Origin of the sequence: Pseudoxanthomonas kaohsiungensis (genome assembly GCF_010211765.1) — a bacterium.
Classification (GTDB): Bacteria; Pseudomonadota; Gammaproteobacteria; order Xanthomonadales; family Xanthomonadaceae; genus Pseudoxanthomonas; species Pseudoxanthomonas kaohsiungensis.
In genome coordinates, this window is sequence record NZ_PDWO01000002.1 from 171,112 (window position 1) to 188,810 (window position 17,699).

The window sequence follows — 17,699 nt, forward strand, 5'->3', positions numbered from 1 at the left end:
TGCTGTGCCAGACTGGATCGCGATGAGCGAGCGTCCGGCCAACGACACGATCGCGGCGATCGCCACCGCGCCGGGCGCCGGCGGCGTCGGCATCGTCCGCCTGTCCGGCCCGCGTGCGCTGGCGATCGCCGAGGCGATCGGCGGCCGCGCACTGCTTGCCCGGCGCGCCACCCGCGCACTGTTCTCCGATGCCGCCGGCGAGACCATCGACGACGGCATCGCCCTGGCGTTCCCGGGCCCGCACAGTTTCACCGGCGAGGACGTGGCCGAGCTGCAGGCGCATGGCAGCCCGGTGCTGCTGCGCCGCCTGGTCGAGCGCTGCTGCGAGCTGGGCGCGCGCCCGGCCCGACCCGGCGAGTTCAGCGAGCGCGCCTTCCTCAACGGCAAGCTCGACCTGGTCCAGGCCGAGGCGATCGCCGACCTCATCGCGGCGGCCGACCTGCGCGCGGCGCGGGCGGCGCGACGCTCGCTGGAAGGCGCGTTCTCGCACCGCATCGACGCGGTCGCGGCGACCCTGCTGCGCCTGCGGATCCACGTGGAGGCGGCGATCGACTTCGTCGACGAACCGATCGAGACGCTCGGCATCGACCGCGTCCGCGTCGAGCTGCACGGCCTGTGCGATGCGCTGCGCCAGCTGCTCGCCGAGGCCGAACGCGGCCGCCGCCTGCGCGACGGCCTGCACGCGGTGCTGCTGGGTCCGCCCAACGCCGGCAAGAGCTCGCTGCTCAACGCGCTGGCCGGCGATGCGCGGGCGATCGTGGCCGATGTCGCCGGCACCACCCGCGACGTCCTGCGCGAGACCGTGCGCATCGACGGACTGGAGCTGGAACTGTCCGACACCGCCGGCCTGCGCGAAGGCGGCGACGCGATCGAACGTGAAGGCATGCGCCGCGCCCATGCCGAACTGGCCCGCGCCGACGTGGCCCTGCTGGTCCTCGACGCCCGGGATCCGTGCGCCGGCCGCGATGCGCTGGCGGCCGCGTCGGCCGGAGTGCCAGCACGGTTGTGGATCCTGAACAAGTCCGACCTGGCCGATCCTGCGGCCATCGGCGAAGCGGCAGCCGACGAGGTGCGGGTCTCGGCCCTTACCGGCGCCGGCATGGAAGAACTGCACATGGCCTTGCGGCGGCTGGCTGCGGGAGGGGCTCCGGAGGCCGTCGAAGGCGAGTTCAGCGCGCGCGCGCGCCAGGTCGGGGAGTTGCGTACGACCCTGGCGCACGCCGAGGCAGCTACTGCCGAGCTGGCCGCCGAGCGGATGGAGCTGGCGGCCGAGGAACTTCGGCTGGCGCACCGGGCGCTGGGCCGGATCACCGGGCAGACCAGCGCCGATGAACTGCTGGGCCACATCTTCTCCAGCTTCTGCATCGGCAAATAGGCCGCCGGGACTTGACCCACGTCACGCTTCGCGGCGTCCGCCGGCCCCCGCCAAGGGACCGCGGCGCTTGTGGCCGGACCCCCGGCGGTTGACAATCCCCGGAGGATTGCGCGATCTAGGGGACGCGATCCATGCCGTATCCGAGTTTTTCCACGGGGGAGTTACCAATGCTGTCCATGACGATTTCGCCGAAGTCGCGGCTGTGCGCATGCCTGTTGCTGGCCGCCGCGCTCGGCGCCTGCTCCAAGCAGGAAGAAGCCGCGCCCGCTGCGGGCGCCACGCCCCCGGCCCCGAGCGCACCGGCCGCTGCCGCCCCGGCGGCGCCGCCCGCCCCCGCGGTCGCGGCCACCGTCCAGGCGATGGGCGCCGACCAGCTGCGCGATGCCGCCAGCCAGGCGCTGCGCGAGAACCGGATGTACGCGCCGGCCGGGGACAACGCCATGGAGTACTACCTGGCGCTGCGCGACAAGCTGCCCGACGACCCGGGCGTGTCCAGCGCACTGACCGACCTGATGCCCTACACCGTCATCGCCGCCGAGCAGGCGGTCGGCCGCGAGCAGTTCGACGAGGCCCAGCGCCTGGTGGCGCTGATCGAGAAGGCCGACAAGACCGCGCCGGCATTGCCGCGGATCAAGCAGAGCATCACCAACTCGCAGCAGGCGGTGGCCCAGCGCAGCGAGGCCGAAGCCGCGCGTGCCAAGGCCGAAGTGGAGGCGCGCGCCCAGGCCCAGCAGCAGCAGCTGGCGCAGCAGCAGGCCGCCGAAGCCGAAGCCGCCCGCCGCCTGGCTGCAGAAGCCGAAGCCGCGCGCGAGGCCGCGGCCGAACGCCAGGCCGCCGCGGCCCGCGAGGCGGCCGCCCGCCAGGCCGCCGCGCAGCAGGCGGCCGCCACGCCGGCACCGGCGCCGGCCCAGCGCAACCTGCGTCCGATCAGCATGGCCTCGCCGCGCTACCCGCCGGACGCGCTGCGCGCCGGGACCTCCGGCGAAGTCCTGGTCGAGTTCACCGTGGGCACCGATGGCTCGGTCACCGATGCGCGCGTGCTGCGCGCCAACCCGGCCCGCACCTTCGACCGCGAGGCGCTCAATGCGGTACGTCGCTGGCGCTTCGAGCCGGTCGACGCGCCGGTGACCACCCGTCGCACCGTGGCCTTCAACCCGGGCGGCGGCTGACAGCGGCCCACCGGCGGAAGGCCAGGAAAAAGGCCCGGCAATGCCGGGCCTTTTCTTTTCCACTCCGGAACCGGCTGGCCGGTCGCGACGGATCAGGTCGAGATCGCCAGCTTCTCCTGGCGGTAGCGCATCACCGCCGCCAGCCACAGCAGCAGGGCCAGGCCCAGGCTGCTGCCCAGGTACACCGCCCAGACCTGCGCGGAGATCGGCTCGGCGCGGATCACCTTCAGCAGCAGCTGGTTCTGCGCCAGGAACGGCACCGCGAACTGCCACAGCTGGGTCTTCACCGGATTCACCATCAGCATCATGGTGGGGATCATCGGCATCAGCATCAGCCAGGTCATGTGGCTCTGCGCTTCCTTCAGGCTCTTCGCCGCCGCGGCGAGGAACGTGAGCAGCGAAGTTCCGATCAGCAGCATCGGCAGCAGCACGAACAGCATGCTGGCGATGGACATCAGCGACATGTCGAGGGAGCGGGCCATGCCGGTGGCGAACTGCGCGCTGAGCTTGATCGCCAGCAGCGACAGCAGCAACGACACCACGCCGAGCAGGCAGGCGGCGACGATCTTGCCGCTGACGATCGCTCCGCGCGGGGCCGGCGTGGCCAGCAGCGGTTCCAGGGTCTGCCGTTCGCGTTCGCCGGCGGTGGCATCCAGCACCAGGGCCGCGCCGCCGAGGAAGGCGGTGATGATCAGGAAGTACGGCAGCATCACCGACAGCATCAGGCCGCGCTTAGCCTCGGGCGTGGACACGTCCAGCGTGCCGGTGTTGACCGGCTGCGCCACCGACGGGTCCATGCCCCGCGCCAGCAGGCGCAACGCCCCGACCTGGCCGCTGTACGCGGACAACGCCCCGCGCAATCGTTGCCCGGGAATGCTGGAGTCGCGCTGCGTCGTGTCCAGCATCACCTCCACCAGCGCCGGCCGGCCGGCGCGCCAGTCCTCGGCGAAGCTCTCCGAGACGCGCAGGCCCACGTCCTGCCGCTGTTCGCGCAGTGCCGCTTCCAGGTCCGCCGGCGCTTCCACCGCCTTGATCCCCTGGGTGGCGAGGAACGCCACCAGGTTCGGCGCGCGCTCCATGCCGATGACCGGCACCTCCAGCACCTTGTCGATCTGGGTCTTGGCCCGCTTCTCGGCCAGCGCGCCCATGCCCAGGATCAGCGCAGGAAACAGCAACGGCCCCAGCAGCAGGGTCAAGGCAAGCGTGCGGCGGTCGCGGCCGATGTCGCGCAACTCCTTCAGCATCACGATCCACATCGTCGACAGCGTGCTCATGCGTGCAGGCCCTCCTCGGAGCCGATCACCTTGACGAAGGCGTCTTCCAGGTTGCTTTCGCCGGTCTGCTCGCGCAGCTGGTCGGCGGTGCCCTCGGCCACGACCTGGCCCTTGGCGATGATCACGATCCGGTCGCAGAGCGCGGCCACCTCCTGCATGATGTGGCTGGAGAAGATCACGCAGCGGCCCTCGTCGCGCAGGCCGCGCAGGAAGTCGCGCATCGCGCGCGTGGTCATCACGTCCAGGCCGTTGGTCGGTTCGTCGAGGATCACGTTGCGCGGGTCGTGGACCAGCGCGCGCGCGATCGCGGTCTTGGTCCGCTGGCCCTGCGAGAACCCTTCGGTCTGGCGCTCGAGGATCTCGCCCATGTCCAGCGCCGAGGACAGCGCGGCGATGCGTTCCTCCACGCGCGCGGCCGGGATGCCGTGCAGGCGGCCGAAGTAGGCGATGTTCTCGCGCGCGGTCAGGCGCTTGTATACGCCGCGGGCGTCCGGCAGCACGCCCAGCGCGCGGCGCACCGCGACCGGATCGGCCGCCGGGTCCACGCCATCCACTTCGATCCGGCCCTGGTCGGGCCGCATCAGCGTGTAGAGCATGCGCAGGGTGGTGGTCTTGCCCGCGCCGTTGGGCCCGAGCAGGCCGGTGATCTGGCCGTCGTGGGCTTCGAAGCTGACGCCGGAGACCGCGTTCACGGTGCCGGTCTTGGTCTTGAAGCTCTTGTGCAGGTCATGGGCGCGGATCATGGCGCGGCTCCCGCTGGATTGTGTCGGCGCATCAGGGTTCCCATCCGTTGAAACTGGTGAAAGGCGGCACGTAGGTCATCGAATCCAGGCAGCCGGCATCCAGCGCCTTCGCATCGGTCGACTCGAGGAACTGGCCCAGCAGCCTGGGCATGCAGCCCAGGCCGAGGGTGCCGTGGGCCTGGCCGCGCAGGACCAGGTGGCGGCCGTTGGGCAGCGTCTGCAGGACGCGTTCGGCGTAGCGCGGCGGCGTCACCGGGTCCAGTTCGCCCGACAGCAGCAGGACCGGCACGTCCGACGACAGCGGCGCGGTGAAATCCTCCGGCCGGCCGCCATGCGGCCAGGTCGCGCAGGCGGCGAAGAACATGCGTGCCACCTCCGGCCCGAGCAGCGTGCCTTCGGCACCGCCTTCCCGGTACCGGTCCGCGTCCTCGGCGCAGATCACCGACCACTGCATGCCGCGCGCCATCGAGCCGCCCATGTTGCGGCCCATCAGCTCGTGCAGCGACATCAGCGGCGCGTAGCGGCCCTGGCTGGCCTCGTCCAGCACCAGCGGCAGCAGCGAGGCGGTCTGCGGCATGTACGAGAACATGAAGGCCAGGCCGGTGACGGTGTCGGCGCTGACGGTGCCGGTACGGCTCTCACCGCTGGCCGGGTCGCGGTACTCGACCTGCGCCGGTGCGTCCTTGAGCTTGGCTACCAGTGCCCCGAGCTGTGCGCGCGCATCCTGCGGAAAGCGCTTGGCGCAGGCCGGCAACTGGTGGCACTGCTGCGACTGCAGGCCGATCGCATCCTCGAAGGTGTGCGCGAACTCGCCACCGACCACCAGGTCGTTCGGCGCCACGCCGTCGAGCACGATGCTGCGCACGTGCTGCGGGAAGCGCCGGGCGTACTGCTGGGCCACGCGCGTGCCGTAGGAGCCGCCGACCAGGTTGATCTCGCGCGCGCCGATCGCCTCGCGCACCGCGTCCAGGTCGGCGATGGCGTCGGTGGTGGCGTAGAAGCGCGGATCGGCGCGGTCGGCCGCCTGTTCGGCGCAGCGCCGGGCGAAGTCCGCGATCGCCGCGGCGTCGACGGTGGCGGCGGCCTGCGGATCGGCGTCCCCGCCTTCGGGCGCGCACGACAGCAGGTTGGAGCCGCCGGTGCCGCGCTGGTCGACCAGCACGACGTGGCGCTGCTTGCGCACTTCCCTGAAGGCCGGATCCAGCTGCGGCCAGACCTGCACCGCCGACTGGCCGGGACCGCCGGCCAGGAAGAACACGGGGTCGTCGGTGGCCGACCCCTCGTCGGTCGCCGGCAGCCAGGCCAGGTTGAGCTTGATCCTGCGGCCGTCGGGCGTGGCCCGGTCTTCGGGAACCTCGAACGTGGCGCATTGCGCCTGCACGTTGCCGGCGGACATGCCGCTGGCCAGCGTGCACGGTTCGAAGGCGATGCCGCCGTAGTGGCGGGTGGAGCCGGTCGCCGCTTCGGGCGCCGGGGCGGAATCGCAGCCGGCGAGCAGGGCCGTGGAAACGGCGAGCACGGTGGCGGCGGTGAGCTGGCGGGTGTTGCGGGACATCATCGAAACGGCCCCTCTCGGTTGCACTTCTGGATGGAAAAGCGGTTGCGTGGCACGGTCACTCGGGCGAGAACACGTCCTCGATGCTCAAGCCGAACAGGCGCGCGATGCGGAACGCCAGCGGCAGGCTCGGATCGTACTTGCCGGTCTCCAGCGCATTGACCGTCTGCCGCGACACCTCCAGCCGCTCGGCCAGCTCGCCTTGCGACCAGCCGCGCGCGTCGCGCAGTTCGCGCAGGCGGTTGTTCACCGGTAGCGCCGCGCGACCACGACCTTGGCCAGGCCGTAGGTGAGGCAGACCAGCGGGAACAGCCAGATCAGCACCGCGCCGGCAGGCAGGTCGATGACCTTGGCCGTCTGCAGGAAGCCGCCCGCCAGGTAGAGCAGCGAGACCAGCGCGGTGGCAATACACACGGCTTCCAGCTCGATGCGCTGTTGCATCTCGTCCGAATCGCGGATGTAGCGGACGATGGCGCGCAGGGCGAACGCGATCGGCGGCACCGGCAGCAGCGCCACCAGGGCGCGCAGCGCCGGCGCCTCGACGTGCCGCAGCAGCCAGACCGAGGCGAACAGGACCAGGGTGTAGGCGCCCATCGCCAGCAGCAGCTCGCGGGTGTAGCGCCTGCGCAAGCCCGGCGAAGCCGAATCGCAGGGCTCGGGCAACTGCCCGCGCAGCAGCGCGGCGAAGGCCAGCACCAGCGCGAACACGAACAGCACCGGACCGGCCCAGGCAGGCAGCAGGCCGGGCCACAGGCGCGGGGGCACCGCTCCGGCCAGGCCCGCCAGTACGGCAGCGGCCAGCAGGCCCCAGGTGGTCGTGCGCCGGCTCACGGCCGGATCCACCGGAAAGGACGGAGGTGGCGCGCCATCGCGGAAATCCTTGTCAAGGAAGCTTGACAGGACGATAGGGGTCCGGCCGCGGGCTTGTCAAGCTTCCTTGACAGCAGGCGGAGCGCTCCGCCGGACCCGCCGGGGTGCTGCCTACGTGCGCCGGCATAGGCGCCGGCCTACTTGTTGGAGACGTATTTCTCGCGCCGGATCTGCGGGATCGGCAGTCCGTATCCCTTCAGCGCCTCGAAGCAGGCATCGACCATGTCCGGGTTGCCGCACAGGTAGGCGATGTCGGTGGTGGGGTCCGGGGCGAACTCGGCCAGTTGCTGCTGCACGTAGCCGTGGCGCACATCCGGGTGGGCGTGCGCCGAGCCGGCCGCGGGCAGTTCGCGCGACAGGCAGGGCACGTAGCGGAAGCGCGGATGCGCCTCGGCGAAGGCGCGGAAATCCTCCGCGTAAAGCAATTCACCGGGTGTACGCGCGCCCGCCAGCACCACCACTTCCAGGTCGCGTTCGGCCATGCGCTGCGCCAGCACCGGCAGCATCGAGCGGTACGGGGTGACGCCGGTGCCGGTGGCGATCAGCAGGTAGCGGCGGTTGTGGTCGCCGGGCATCAGGCAGAAGCGGCCATAGGGTCCACTGGCATTGACCCGGTCGCCGATGGCCATCCCCTCGAACAGCGCGGTGGCCGCGCCGCCGGCGACGTGGCTCACCGCGATCTCCACCGCTTCGCCCGGCCCCAGTGCGTGGTCGTGGATGGTGGACAGCGAGTAGCTGCGCCGCGCCGGCGTGCCGTCGGCGTAGTCGAAATGGATCTGGATGAACTGGCCCGGTATGAAGTCCAGTGGCTGGCCGTCGTCGCGGGCCAGCACGTAGTGGCCGATGGTGGGCGCCAGCATGCGGCGGTCGACGAGGCGGAGCGGGAACTGGACGGGCACGAGGGTCGTTTTCGCAACGGTGTGTGGCCGGGAGCGTACCCGGCGGCGGCCTATAATAGCCGCAGCCCCCGAACCAGGCGCCGGTACGCGGCGCGAAGGCGTCCATGACTTCCCCCGGCGAAGCAGCCGTGCCCGCGCTGCGCGTGCGCGACCTGCGCAAGACCTACGACAACGGCGTCCAGGCGCTCAAGGGCGTCTCGCTCGACGTCGCCCCGGGCGACTTCTTCGCCCTGCTCGGCCCCAACGGCGCCGGCAAGTCCACCCTGATCGGCATCACCAGCTCGCTGGTCAACCTCAGCGAAGGCTCGGTGGAAGTGTTCGGCATCGACCTCACCACCCGCCGCAGCGATGCGATGCGGATGATCGGGCTGGTGCCGCAGGAGATCAACTTCAACCTGTTCGAGCAGCCGTTCGACATCCTGGTCAACTACGCCGGCTTCTACGGGATCCCGCGCGAGGAGGCCGAGGCGATGGCCGAGGCCGAGCTGCGCCGCGCGCACCTGTGGGAGAAGGCCAGGGTGATGAGCCGCACCCTGTCCGGCGGCATGAAGCGCCGCCTGATGATCGCCCGGGCGATGATGACCCGCCCGCGCCTGCTGATCCTGGACGAACCCACCGCCGGCGTGGACATCGAGATCCGCCGCGACATGTGGCGGGTGCTGCGCGAGATCAACGCCGCCGGCACCACCATCATCCTGACCACGCATTACCTGGAGGAAGCCGAGAGCCTGTGCCGGCACCTGGCGATCATCGACCACGGCACGATCGTCGAGTCCGGGCCGATGCGCGCGTTGCTGGCCAAGCTCGACGTGGAAGGCTTCCTGTTCGACATCGACGGCGCGCTGCCGGCGCAGCTGCCGGTGATCGAGGGCACCACCCTGGTGGCGCTCGACCACCACACCCTGGACCTGGACATGCCGCGGGCGATGGACCTCAACCGCGTGTTCGCCGCGCTGCAGGACGCCGGCATCCGCGTGCGCTCGATGCGCACCAAGAGCAACCGCCTGGAAGAGCTGTTCGTGCGCCTGACCGGCCCGAAGCAGGAGGCCGCCGCATGAAGCACGACGCCGACACCGCGGCCGCCATCGCCGCCACGCGCAGCGACGCGGCGCGCAACTGGACCGCGCTGGGGACCATCGTCCGCCGCGAAGTGCGCCGCATCCTGCGCATCTGGGGCCAGACCCTGGTGCCGCCCGCGATCACCATGACCCTGTACTTCCTGATCTTCGGCGGCCTGATCGGCTCGAAGATCGGCGACATGGGCGGCTTCACCTACATGCAGTTCATCGTGCCCGGGCTGGTCATGATGAGCGTGATCCAGAACAGCTACGGCAACATCTCCTCTTCGTTCTTCGGCGCCAAGTTCGGCCGCCACGTCGAGGAGCTGCTGGTCAGCCCGATGCCGAACTGGGTGATCCTGGGCGGCTACGTCGCCGGTGCGGTGCTGCGCGGGCTGATGGTCGGCGTGATCGTGCTGGCGATCGCCATGTTCTTCACCCCGGTGCGCATCCCGCACCCGCTGGTGACCTTCACCACGGTGCTGCTGGGCGCGACCATCTTCTCGCTGGCCGGCTTCGTCAACGCGGTCTACGCCAAGAAGTTCGACGACGTCGCGATCGTGCCGACCTTCATCCTGACCCCGCTGACCTACCTGGGCGGCGTGTTCTATTCGGTGACCCTGCTGCCGGGCTGGGCGCAGGCGCTGACCCACGCCAACCCGATCTTCTACATGGTCAATGCGTTCCGCTACGGCCTGCTCGGTACCTCGGACGTGCCGTTGTGGGTGGCCTACGCGCTGATGCTCGGTTTCGTCGCTGCGCTGTCGACGCTGTCGCTGTGGCTGCTGCGCCGCGGCGTGGGCCTGCGCAGCTGAGCCCGAGCATGCGTGTGCTGGTGCTCGGCGCCGGCGGCACCGGCGGCTACTTCGGCGGCCGCCTGGCCCAGGCCGGCGCGGACGTGACCTTCCTGGTTCGGCCGGCGCGCGCGATGCTGTTGCGCGAACGCGGCCTGCGCCTGCGCAGCCCGCTGGGCGATGCCGACCTCGACGTCGCGGCAGTGACCGCCGATGAACTGCCTTCGCAGCCGCCATTCGACCTGGTCGTGCTGAGCTGCAAGGCCTACGACCTGGACAGCGCGATGGACGCGATCGCGCCCGCCGTCGGCCCGGCGACCAGCGTGCTGCCGATCCTCAACGGACTGCTGCACTACGCCGCGCTCGACGCGCGTTTCAGCCGGGCGCGCGTGCCGGGCGGACTGTGCTTCATCAGCGCCACGCTCGGCGCCGGCGGCGAGGTCGTGCATATGGGCGGGCCGGCCTCGATCACCTTCGGCCTGCGCGAAGGCAACACCGATACCGGCGTGCTGGCGCAACTGGCGTCCAGCTATGCGGCCGCTGGCGTGGACCACCTCCTGGCGACGGACGTCGCACAGGCGCAATGGACCAAGTTCAGCTTCCTGGCCGCGCTAGCGGCCGGTACTTGCCTGATGCGCAGCAGTGTCGGCGACATCGTCGCCAGCGAAGGGGGCGAGGCGTTCATGGCCGCGTTGCACGAGGAATGCCTGGCGGTCGCCGCCGCCGAAGGCCAGCCGGTGCCGGACACCGAAGCGCGCATCGCGCGCGGCCACCTGACCCGTGTCGGTTCGCCGGTCACCGCCTCGATGCTGCGCGACCTGCAGGCCGGCGCGCGGGTCGAGGCGCTGCAGATCGTCGGCGACATGGTCCATCGCGCGCATCGGGCCGGCCTGGCCGCGCCGCGACTCGAAGCCGCCTGGATCCATCTGCAGGCCTACGAATCCGCCCGTACCGCCGGCTGAGGCCGGGTCCGTCATCGCCGCCTGCACCGGCTTGGCTACACTCGCCTTCCCTGGACGCGGAGTATGGATGCATGGAAACGAGCAGGACCTTGTTGGCCCTCGGCGTGACGATCGCCTTGCTGGGCGGGTGCAAGAAGCAGGAAGACGCGGCGCCGGCCGCCGCCGAACCGGTCGCGGCCGCCACCGCCGAGCCGGCGCCTTCGGTACCCGCGCCTGCAGCGGCTGAAGCGGCCGCCCCCGCCGCCGCAGCCCCGGGCACCCGCTTCGACCTCGCTGCGCTTCCGGTCAGCACCGCCGCGCTGCCCGCCTGGCCGTACCTCGTGCCACCGGCGGGCTACGAGTTCGACGATGCCAACCGGCTGCAGGAGCGGACCAAGGACCTGGCGCGGATCCCGGTGTGGACCGGCGGCCAGCTGCTGTGGGTGGAAGGCCGGGTCTTCAGCGACGGCATCGAGAATGCCGACGGCAAGACCTTCTCCAGGTTCGAACTGGCCAAGGGCCTGCGCCAGCAGATCGAGGCGCTGGGCGGCGTGCGGGTGAGCGAGCGCAGCTACGCCCGTGACTTCTACGCGGCCAACGAGAAGGCGCTGGACGACTTCCGCCAGGAGTTCGACGACCTGCAGGACGCCTACTGGTACGACAAGGACGTGGACACCTACGCCATCCGCCGCGCCGACGGCGTGGTCTGGGTAGTCCTGCAGACGCGCAACGAGGATGCCGCGGTGCTGGTGGCCGAAGGCCCTGCGCCGACGGCGGACTGACGGCTCAGGCGGTCGCTCCCGGCAGGCGGAAGAACGCCGCCGCCGTCGCCGTCGAGGCGGCGGCGGTGGTCTCCAACGCCTCGCCGCGGTCGCGCGCCAGCTCCTCGACGATGTGCGACAGGAACGCCGGCTCGTTGCGACGGTCCCTCGGCATCGGCTTGAGGGTGCGCGGCAGCAGGTAGGGGGCGTCGGTCTCCACCATCAGCCGGTTCGCCGGGATGTTCTTCACCAGCTCGCGCAGGTGCGCGCCGCGGCGCTCGTCGCACAGCCAGCCGGTGATGCCGATGTGCCAGTCGCGGTCGAGGTAGTCGAACATCTCTTCGCGGGTGCCGGTGAAGCAGTGCACCACCGCCGGACCGGTCCGGCCCTCGAAGTCCTTCATGATCGCCAGGAAGTCGGCGTGCGCATCGCGCTGGTGCAGGAACAGCGGCTTGGGGTTGCCGGCGGCCGCCAGGTCCGCGCCGATCTGCAGCTGGCGCTCGAACGCCCTGCGCTGCGCCGGCCGCGGCGAAAAGTCGCGGAAGTAGTCCAGCCCGCACTCCCCCACCGCCACCACCTGCGGATGCGCGTGCAGGGCGCGCATTTCCGCGTCGCACTCGTCGGTGTACTCGGTGGCGTGGTGCGGATGCACGCCGGAGGTGGCGAACAGCACGCCCGGATGCGCCTGCGCCAGCTGCAGCGCCAGCGGCGAATGTTCGCGGCTGGCGCCGGTGACCACCATCTGCGCCACCCCGGCTGCGCGGGCGCGGGCCAGCACCGCGTCGCGGTCGCGGTCGAAGCTGTCGTGGGTGAGGTTGGCGCCGATGTCGACGAGGAGCATGCGGGAAGAACCGGGTGGTGGCCGTCTATTGTAGGAGCGGGCATGACCGCGACACGAGCGCTGCAGTTGCGATCGGATTGCCTGTTCCAGCGTCGTCGGGTCGCGGTCATGCCCGCTCCTACAACAAGGCGGCGGTCCGTATCCTGTGTGCATGGAATCCGCCACCTTCCCCATTTCCCCGCTGCTGCCGGCCATCGCCGACAGCCTGGCGGCGCATCCGCGCCTGGTGCTCGAAGCACCGCCGGGCGCCGGCAAGACCACCCAGGTGCCGCTCGCCCTGCTGCATGCGGCGTGGGCAGAAGGCCGCCGCATCGTGATGCTCGAGCCGCGCCGTGTCGCCGCGCGCAGTGCCGCCGCGTTCATGGCGCGCCAGCTCGGCGAAGCGGTCGGCGAGACCGTCGGCTACCGGATCCGCTTCGAGAACAAGGTCGGCCCGCGGACGCGGATCGAGGTGGTCACCGAGGGCATCCTGACCCGGATGATCCAGGACGATCCCGAACTCGGCGGCACCGGGCCGGGCGGGATCGCCGCGCTGCTCTTCGACGAGTTCCACGAACGCCACCTGGCCGCCGACCTGGGCCTGGCGCTCGCGCTCGACGTGCAGGCCCAGCTGCGCGAGGACCTGCGCATCGTGGTGATGTCGGCCACGCTCGACGGCCAGCGCCTGGCGGATTTCCTCGACGCGCCGCGCATGTCCAGCGAGGGCCGCAGCTTCCCGGTGCAGGTTGCGCACTATCCGGCGCGCCGCGAGGAATCGATCGAGGCGCAGGCGCGCCGGGCGACCACCGAGGCGCTGGCGCGGCATCCGGGCGACGTGCTGGTGTTCCTGCCCGGCCAGCGCGAGATCGCGCGCCTGCAGGCGGCGCTGGAGGCGGCGGCCGCCCTGCCGGCGGATACCGAAGTGCTGGCCCTGCACGGCGAGCTGCCGGTGGAGCAGCAGTCGCGCGTGCTGCAGCCGGCACCGGATGGCCGCCGCCGCGTGGTCCTGGCGACCAACGTCGCCGAGTCCTCGGTCACCCTGCCCGGCGTGCGCGTGGTCATCGACAGTGGCCTGGCGCGCGAGCCGCGCTTCGATCCCAACAGCGGCTTCTCCCGGCTGGACGCGGTGGCGATCTCGCAGGCCTCGGCCGACCAGCGCGCCGGCCGCGCCGGCCGCGTTGCCGAGGGCTGGGCCTGGCGCCTGTGGCCGGAGTCGCAGCGCCTGGAGGCGCAGCGCCGCCCGGAAATCGCGCAGGTCGAGCTGACCGGGCTGGCGCTGGAACTGGCCAGCTGGGGCAGCGACGCACTGCGCTTCGTCGATCCGCCGCCACCCGGTGCGTTGGCCGCCGCGCGCGAACTGCTGCAGCGGCTCGGTGCGCTGGCCGACAGCGGCGGCCTGACCGCCGCGGGCAAGAGGATGCTGGCGCTGGGCACGCATCCGCGCCTGGCGGCCATGCTGCTGGCCGCGCGCGACCCCCGCGAACAGGCATTGGCCGCCGACCTGGCCGCGCTGGTCGAAGCGCGCGATCCGCTGCGCAGCCGCGGCGACGCGCTGGCCGAGCGCTGGCGTGCGCTGGCCGCGTTCCGTGGCGGCCACACGCCGGCCAACGCCAGCCGTACGGCGCTGGCGGCGATCGATGCCGCCGCCCGGCAGTGGCGACGCCGCCTGCGCTGCGACGCCACGCCACCGGACACCGTCGAGGCGCACGCGCTGGGCGACCTGCTCGCGCACGCCTTTCCCGACCGGATCGCCGCCCGGCATCCGGCCGATCCGCTGCGCTACCAGCTCGCCAACGGCCGCATGGCCAGGCTGTTCGACGACAGCGCCCTGCGTGGCGAGCCCTGGCTGGTGGCCAGCGAACTGCGCTTCGAAGCGCGTGGCGACGCCCTGCTGTTGCGCGCCGCGCCGGTCGACGAGGCGCGGCTGCGCGAGGATTTCCCGCAGCGCTTCGTCGAACGCGAAGGCGCGGTATGGGATCCGGACAGGCGCGCGCTGGTGGCGCGCCGCGAATCGCGCTTCGACCGCATCGTGCTGGACAGCCGGCCGGCCGGGCGCGTGGATCCGGCCCAGGCGGCCCAGGCGCTGACCGACGCGGTGCGTGAGCTCGGGGTGTCCGCGCTGCCGTGGACCGATGCGCTGCGCCAATGGCAGGCGCGCGCGTCGTCGCTGCGGCAGTGGATGCCGGAACTGGCCCTGCCCGATGTGGGCGACGGCGCGCTGGCGGCGACGCTGGACGCCTGGCTGCGGCCCGCCTTCGCCGGCAAGACCCGGCTCGATGCCCTGTCGGAGGAGGAGCTGGGCCAGGCGCTGAAATCCTCGCTGGACTGGAATGCGCGCCAGCACCTGGACCGGTTCGCGCCGGCGCGCATCGTCGTCCCCTCCGGCATGGAGCGGCGGATCGACTACGCGCTGGACGACGGGGGCGTGGCGCGCCCGCCGGTGCTGGCGGTCAAGCTGCAGGAGCTGTTCGGCCTGGCCGACACCCCGCGCGTGGCCGACGGCCGGGTGCCGGTGCTGCTGCACCTGCTTTCCCCGGGCGGCAAGCCGCTGCAGGTGACCGGCGACCTCAAGGGCTTCTGGGACCGCACCTATCCGGAGGTGAAGAAGGAGATGAAGGGCCGCTACCCGCGGCACCCATGGCCGGACGACCCGTGGAGCGCGACCGCGACCCACCGCGCCAAGCCGCGAGGCACCTGACCGGCCCGCCCGGGACTTGGGGCACCGCCGCGGCCCGGGGCCGGCATCGGCAATGAACCGCAGGCATCGGCCGATGAACGACCACGGCCTGGCCGCGGCGGCGCTGACGTATCGTCCACATGCCGTGGCCGACACTGGCCGCGCCTCCCACCTCTCTCCGCGGGGATCCCCATGAGCAAGCTGACCATCATTTCCGATCGCGCCCTGGAGCTGGCCGGACAGGCCGGCGCGGGCCTGCGCCACGCCGGTTCGAGCCTGCGCGACGCCGGCATCGGCGCCGAACAGTGGATCAAGACCGGCGCCGCGCTCGGCGCGGCCAAGGCCGGCTTCAAGGTCGCCCGTGGCACCGTGCGGCGCCATCCGGTCGCTGTGGCTACCGCGGCAGCGGTCGTCGGCGCCGGCGTGCTGGCCTACGTGCTGTACCGCAAGCGCCGCCAGCAGCAGGCCCAGGAGCCGATCGAGGGCGAGTCCAGCCGCGTGCCGCGCAGCAACGGCAACGCCTCGGCGCGTGCGCGCGCCAGCCGCGCACGCCGGCCGTCGTCGACCTCGACGTCGACCTGATATCCACCCCGCGCCGGGCAGGAGTGCCCGGCAGCGGTGGCGCCAGGCCGGCGCGCCCGCGTCTCAGGGCTTCAACCGTCCACGCTACCGGTGTTGCGCGACCGCGAAGCGCGCGTCAGCGGCGATCCACGGCGAGCCAGTCTCCGGGCATCAGCCACGCGCCGTCCCGTGCACGGTCCAGTCGATACGGGCCGACCGCCACCCGCACCAGCCGCAGCGTCGGCAGTCCCACGGCCGCCGTCATGCGTCGCACCTGGCGATTGCGTCCCTCGGTGATCTGGAGTTCCAGCCACGCGTCCGGCACGGTCTTGCGATGGCGCACCGGCGGGTCGCGCGGCCACAGCGCCGGCGCATCGATGCACCGGGCCTGCGCCGGACGGGTCGGTCCGTCGTTGAGTTCCACTCCGTCGCGCAGGGCGCGCAGCTGCTCCGGACGCGGGTCGCCTTCCACCTGTACCCAGTAGGTCTTGGGCTGCTTGTGCCGCGGATCGGTCAGCCGGTGCGCGAGCGCGCCGTCGTCGGTGAGCAGCAGCAGGCCCTCGCTGTCGTGGTCCAGGCGACCGGCCGGATACACGCCGGCCGGCAGGCCGAAGCCGGCCAGGGTCGGGCGCGGCGGCTGCGAGCGGTCGGTGAACTGGCACAGCACGCCGTAGGGCTTGTTGAACGCGACCAGCATCGGGATGCACGGACCTCAGGCGGTCGCCAGGCCGTGGCCGCCGAGCGGGCGCGTCTCGGTGCGCGAATCGAAGCCGGCGATCAGCGGCCGCCCGCGCGCGATCGCGTCCTTTACCGCCGGCAGCGCCAGCGAGCCCTGGTGGCTGGCCGCGCTGTCCCAGACTTCGGTGACCCAGAGCGCGTCCTCGTCGGCCGGATCCTCGGCGATGACGTAGGTCAGGCAGCCAGGCATCGCCGCAGTGCCCTCGAGCAGGATGGAGGCCAACGCGGCGCGCTGGCCCGGGATGGCGCGCATCCTTCCGATCAATCCGTACATCGACGTGGCTCCGTTCAAGTCCGGCAGGACCAACACCGACGCCCCCGCGCCCAGCAAGGTGATGAAGCTGCGTCGGTCCATGCCGTGCGGCGGGTTTACGGTGCGTGGCGGCAGCGTGCAGGCTGGGCCGCGTGCGCGGCCCCGGCGCTCTCACCCCCATTCGCTTCTCACTTTTTCACGAAGCGCAGGGTCATGCGGTCGCTCTCGCCGATGGCCTGGTACCTGGCGCGCTCGGCCTCGGGATGGTTGTTCGACGGCGGCAGGGTCCACACGCCGTTCGGATGGTCCTTGGTGTCGCGCGGGTTGGCATTGACCTCGCTGCTGCCAGCCAGCTCGAAACCGGCGGCCTTGGCCAACGCGATCACCTGGTCCTGGCCCACGTAACCGCTCTTGTCGTCGGCCGGCACGTCGCCCTTGGCGCGGTGCTCGACCACGCCGAGCACGCCGCCGGGCTTGAGCACCTCGTAGAAGCCCTTGAACATGCCTTCGGCCTGGCCGGCGCTGCGCCAGTTGTGCACGTTGCGGAAGGTCACCACCAGGTCTGCCGAGCCCGGCGCGCCGAACGACGGGGCCTTCGGGTCGTAAGCCACCACCACGGCCTTGTCGAACTGGGCGGCGCCGTCGGCGAACTTCTTCGCCAGCCCGTCCTTGCCGCGCTGGTAGTAGTCGCGCTGGCGGCCGGCCTCGAACGCTGCCGGATCGACGATCGCGGCCACGTACTTGCCGTCGTCGCGCAGGTACGGGGCGAGGATTTCCGAATACCAGCCGCCGCCGGGGGTGATCTCCACCACGGTCATGTCCGGACGGATGCCGAAGAAGGCCAGGGTCTGGCCCGGATGGCGGTACGGGTCGCGCGCGGTGTCGGCCGGGTCGCGCCAGCTGCCGGCGATGGCCGCCTGCAGCGCCGCATCGGGCGCCGGCAGGGTGGCGCTGTCGGCCGGCTTGACCGCCTGCGCCAGCGGCGCGGCGAGTGCCAGGGCCAGTCCCAGCAGGCAGGCGCGGGAGAGCGGGGTGCGGTTCGACATCGCAAGGCTCCAGTCGATGGAAGGTGGCGGCGAGCCTAGCACGCGCCCGGTCGCGGCCCGTGTGCACGGGTCGGCAATGTCGACCCTGGCCGACGAGGCGCGGGTGATCGGCCCCGGCGTGTAGCGCGACTTGCCCCCTCGCCTTCATGGACAGGCCGCAACCAC

At 71.9% G+C, this 17,699-nt stretch carries 18 protein-coding genes; 8 read left to right on the forward strand and 10 right to left on the reverse strand.

Annotated features, from left to right (window positions below; translation table 11 throughout):
* Nucleotides 1-22 precede the first annotated feature (22 nt).
* A complete protein-coding gene (gene mnmE, locus CSC66_RS03230) occupies nt 23-1,375 on the forward strand; it encodes a tRNA uridine-5-carboxymethylaminomethyl(34) synthesis GTPase MnmE (protein WP_162375945.1) in 1,353 nt (450 codons plus the stop codon).
* A 167-nt stretch (nt 1,376-1,542) separates the two neighbouring features.
* A complete protein-coding gene (locus CSC66_RS03235) occupies nt 1,543-2,544 on the forward strand; it encodes an energy transducer TonB (RefSeq protein ID WP_162375946.1) in 1,002 nt (333 codons plus the stop codon).
* A gap of 92 nt (nt 2,545-2,636) precedes the next feature.
* Here the strand turns inward: CSC66_RS03235 and CSC66_RS03240 are convergent, their stop codons facing one another.
* From CSC66_RS03240 to CSC66_RS03265, 6 genes are all read right to left on the reverse strand, one after another.
* Nucleotides 2,637-3,818, reverse strand: a complete 1,182-nt coding sequence (locus CSC66_RS03240) for an ABC transporter permease (protein WP_162375947.1) — start codon at nt 3,816-3,818, stop codon at nt 2,637-2,639.
* Nucleotides 3,815-4,561 carry an ABC transporter ATP-binding protein gene (locus CSC66_RS03245; RefSeq protein WP_162375948.1) on the reverse strand — a complete coding sequence of 249 codons (747 nt, stop codon included), beginning with the start codon at nt 4,559-4,561 and terminating at the stop codon, nt 3,815-3,817. Before CSC66_RS03245 ends, CSC66_RS03240 begins: the two co-directional genes overlap by 4 nt.
* Nucleotides 4,562-4,592: 31 nt before the next feature.
* Nucleotides 4,593-6,116, reverse strand: coding sequence for an alpha/beta hydrolase (locus CSC66_RS03250; RefSeq protein WP_162375949.1), 1,524 nt, complete (start codon nt 6,114-6,116; stop codon nt 4,593-4,595).
* Between the two features lie 58 nt (nt 6,117-6,174).
* Nucleotides 6,175-6,366: a helix-turn-helix transcriptional regulator gene (locus tag CSC66_RS03255; RefSeq protein WP_162375950.1), complete on the reverse strand. Its 192-nt coding sequence runs from the start codon at nt 6,364-6,366 to the stop codon at nt 6,175-6,177.
* Nucleotides 6,363-6,947 (reverse strand): hypothetical protein, encoded by a 585-nt coding sequence (locus tag CSC66_RS03260; RefSeq protein WP_162375951.1) that lies wholly within the window; start codon nt 6,945-6,947, stop codon nt 6,363-6,365. The genes CSC66_RS03255 and CSC66_RS03260 overlap by 4 nt, the downstream gene beginning before the upstream one ends.
* 176 nt (nt 6,948-7,123) lie before the next feature.
* Nucleotides 7,124-7,846 (reverse strand): ferredoxin--NADP reductase, encoded by a 723-nt coding sequence (locus CSC66_RS03265; RefSeq protein ID WP_238394247.1) that lies wholly within the window; start codon nt 7,844-7,846, stop codon nt 7,124-7,126.
* Between the two features lie 143 nt (nt 7,847-7,989).
* Here CSC66_RS03265 and CSC66_RS03270 point away from each other — a divergent pair, with 143 nt between their 5' ends.
* The 4 genes from CSC66_RS03270 to CSC66_RS03285 all read left to right on the forward strand — a co-directional run bounded on the left by CSC66_RS03270 (nt 7,990) and on the right by CSC66_RS03285 (nt 11,460).
* Nucleotides 7,990-8,943: an ABC transporter ATP-binding protein gene (locus CSC66_RS03270; RefSeq protein ID WP_162375953.1), complete on the forward strand. Its 954-nt coding sequence runs from the start codon at nt 7,990-7,992 to the stop codon at nt 8,941-8,943.
* Nucleotides 8,940-9,758 carry an ABC transporter permease gene (locus CSC66_RS03275; RefSeq protein WP_162375954.1) on the forward strand — a complete coding sequence of 273 codons (819 nt, stop codon included), beginning with the start codon at nt 8,940-8,942 and terminating at the stop codon, nt 9,756-9,758. Before CSC66_RS03270 ends, CSC66_RS03275 begins: the two co-directional genes overlap by 4 nt.
* An 8-nt stretch (nt 9,759-9,766) precedes the next feature.
* Nucleotides 9,767-10,699: a 2-dehydropantoate 2-reductase gene (gene panE / locus CSC66_RS03280; protein WP_162375955.1), complete on the forward strand. Its 933-nt coding sequence runs from the start codon at nt 9,767-9,769 to the stop codon at nt 10,697-10,699.
* Nucleotides 10,700-10,770: 71 nt separating this feature from the next.
* Nucleotides 10,771-11,460 (forward strand): hypothetical protein, encoded by a 690-nt coding sequence (locus CSC66_RS03285; protein ID WP_162375956.1) that lies wholly within the window; start codon nt 10,771-10,773, stop codon nt 11,458-11,460.
* A gap of 4 nt (nt 11,461-11,464) precedes the next feature.
* Here the strand turns inward: CSC66_RS03285 and CSC66_RS03290 are convergent, their stop codons facing one another.
* The gene (locus CSC66_RS03290; protein WP_162375957.1) at nt 11,465-12,280 is read right to left on the reverse strand and encodes a TatD family hydrolase; all 816 of its coding nucleotides are present in this window, start codon (nt 12,278-12,280) and stop codon (nt 11,465-11,467) included.
* 151 nt (nt 12,281-12,431) lie between these two features.
* Between CSC66_RS03290 and hrpB the strand changes: the two genes are divergently transcribed.
* On the forward strand, nt 12,432-14,957 hold the full coding sequence (gene hrpB, locus CSC66_RS03295) for an ATP-dependent helicase HrpB (RefSeq protein ID WP_162375958.1): 2,526 nt from the start codon (nt 12,432-12,434) through the stop codon (nt 14,955-14,957).
* 171 nt (nt 14,958-15,128) lie between these two features.
* Entirely contained in the window at nt 15,129-15,518 is a 390-nt protein-coding gene (locus CSC66_RS03300) for a hypothetical protein (protein WP_162375959.1), read from the forward strand.
* Nucleotides 15,519-15,633: 115 nt separating this feature from the next.
* Here CSC66_RS03300 and CSC66_RS03305 read toward each other — a convergent pair whose 3' ends face one another.
* The 3 genes from CSC66_RS03305 to CSC66_RS03315 form a co-directional block, all read right to left on the reverse strand.
* Nucleotides 15,634-16,194: a pseudouridine synthase gene (locus tag CSC66_RS03305; RefSeq protein WP_162375960.1), complete on the reverse strand. Its 561-nt coding sequence runs from the start codon at nt 16,192-16,194 to the stop codon at nt 15,634-15,636.
* 15 nt (nt 16,195-16,209) lie between these two features.
* Nucleotides 16,210-16,509, reverse strand: a complete 300-nt coding sequence (locus CSC66_RS03310) for a putative quinol monooxygenase (RefSeq protein WP_162375961.1) — start codon at nt 16,507-16,509, stop codon at nt 16,210-16,212.
* 167 nt (nt 16,510-16,676) lie between these two features.
* Nucleotides 16,677-17,534 (reverse strand): class I SAM-dependent methyltransferase, encoded by an 858-nt coding sequence (locus CSC66_RS03315; RefSeq protein ID WP_162375962.1) that lies wholly within the window; start codon nt 17,532-17,534, stop codon nt 16,677-16,679.
* Between the last annotated feature and the right edge of the window lie 165 nt (nt 17,535-17,699).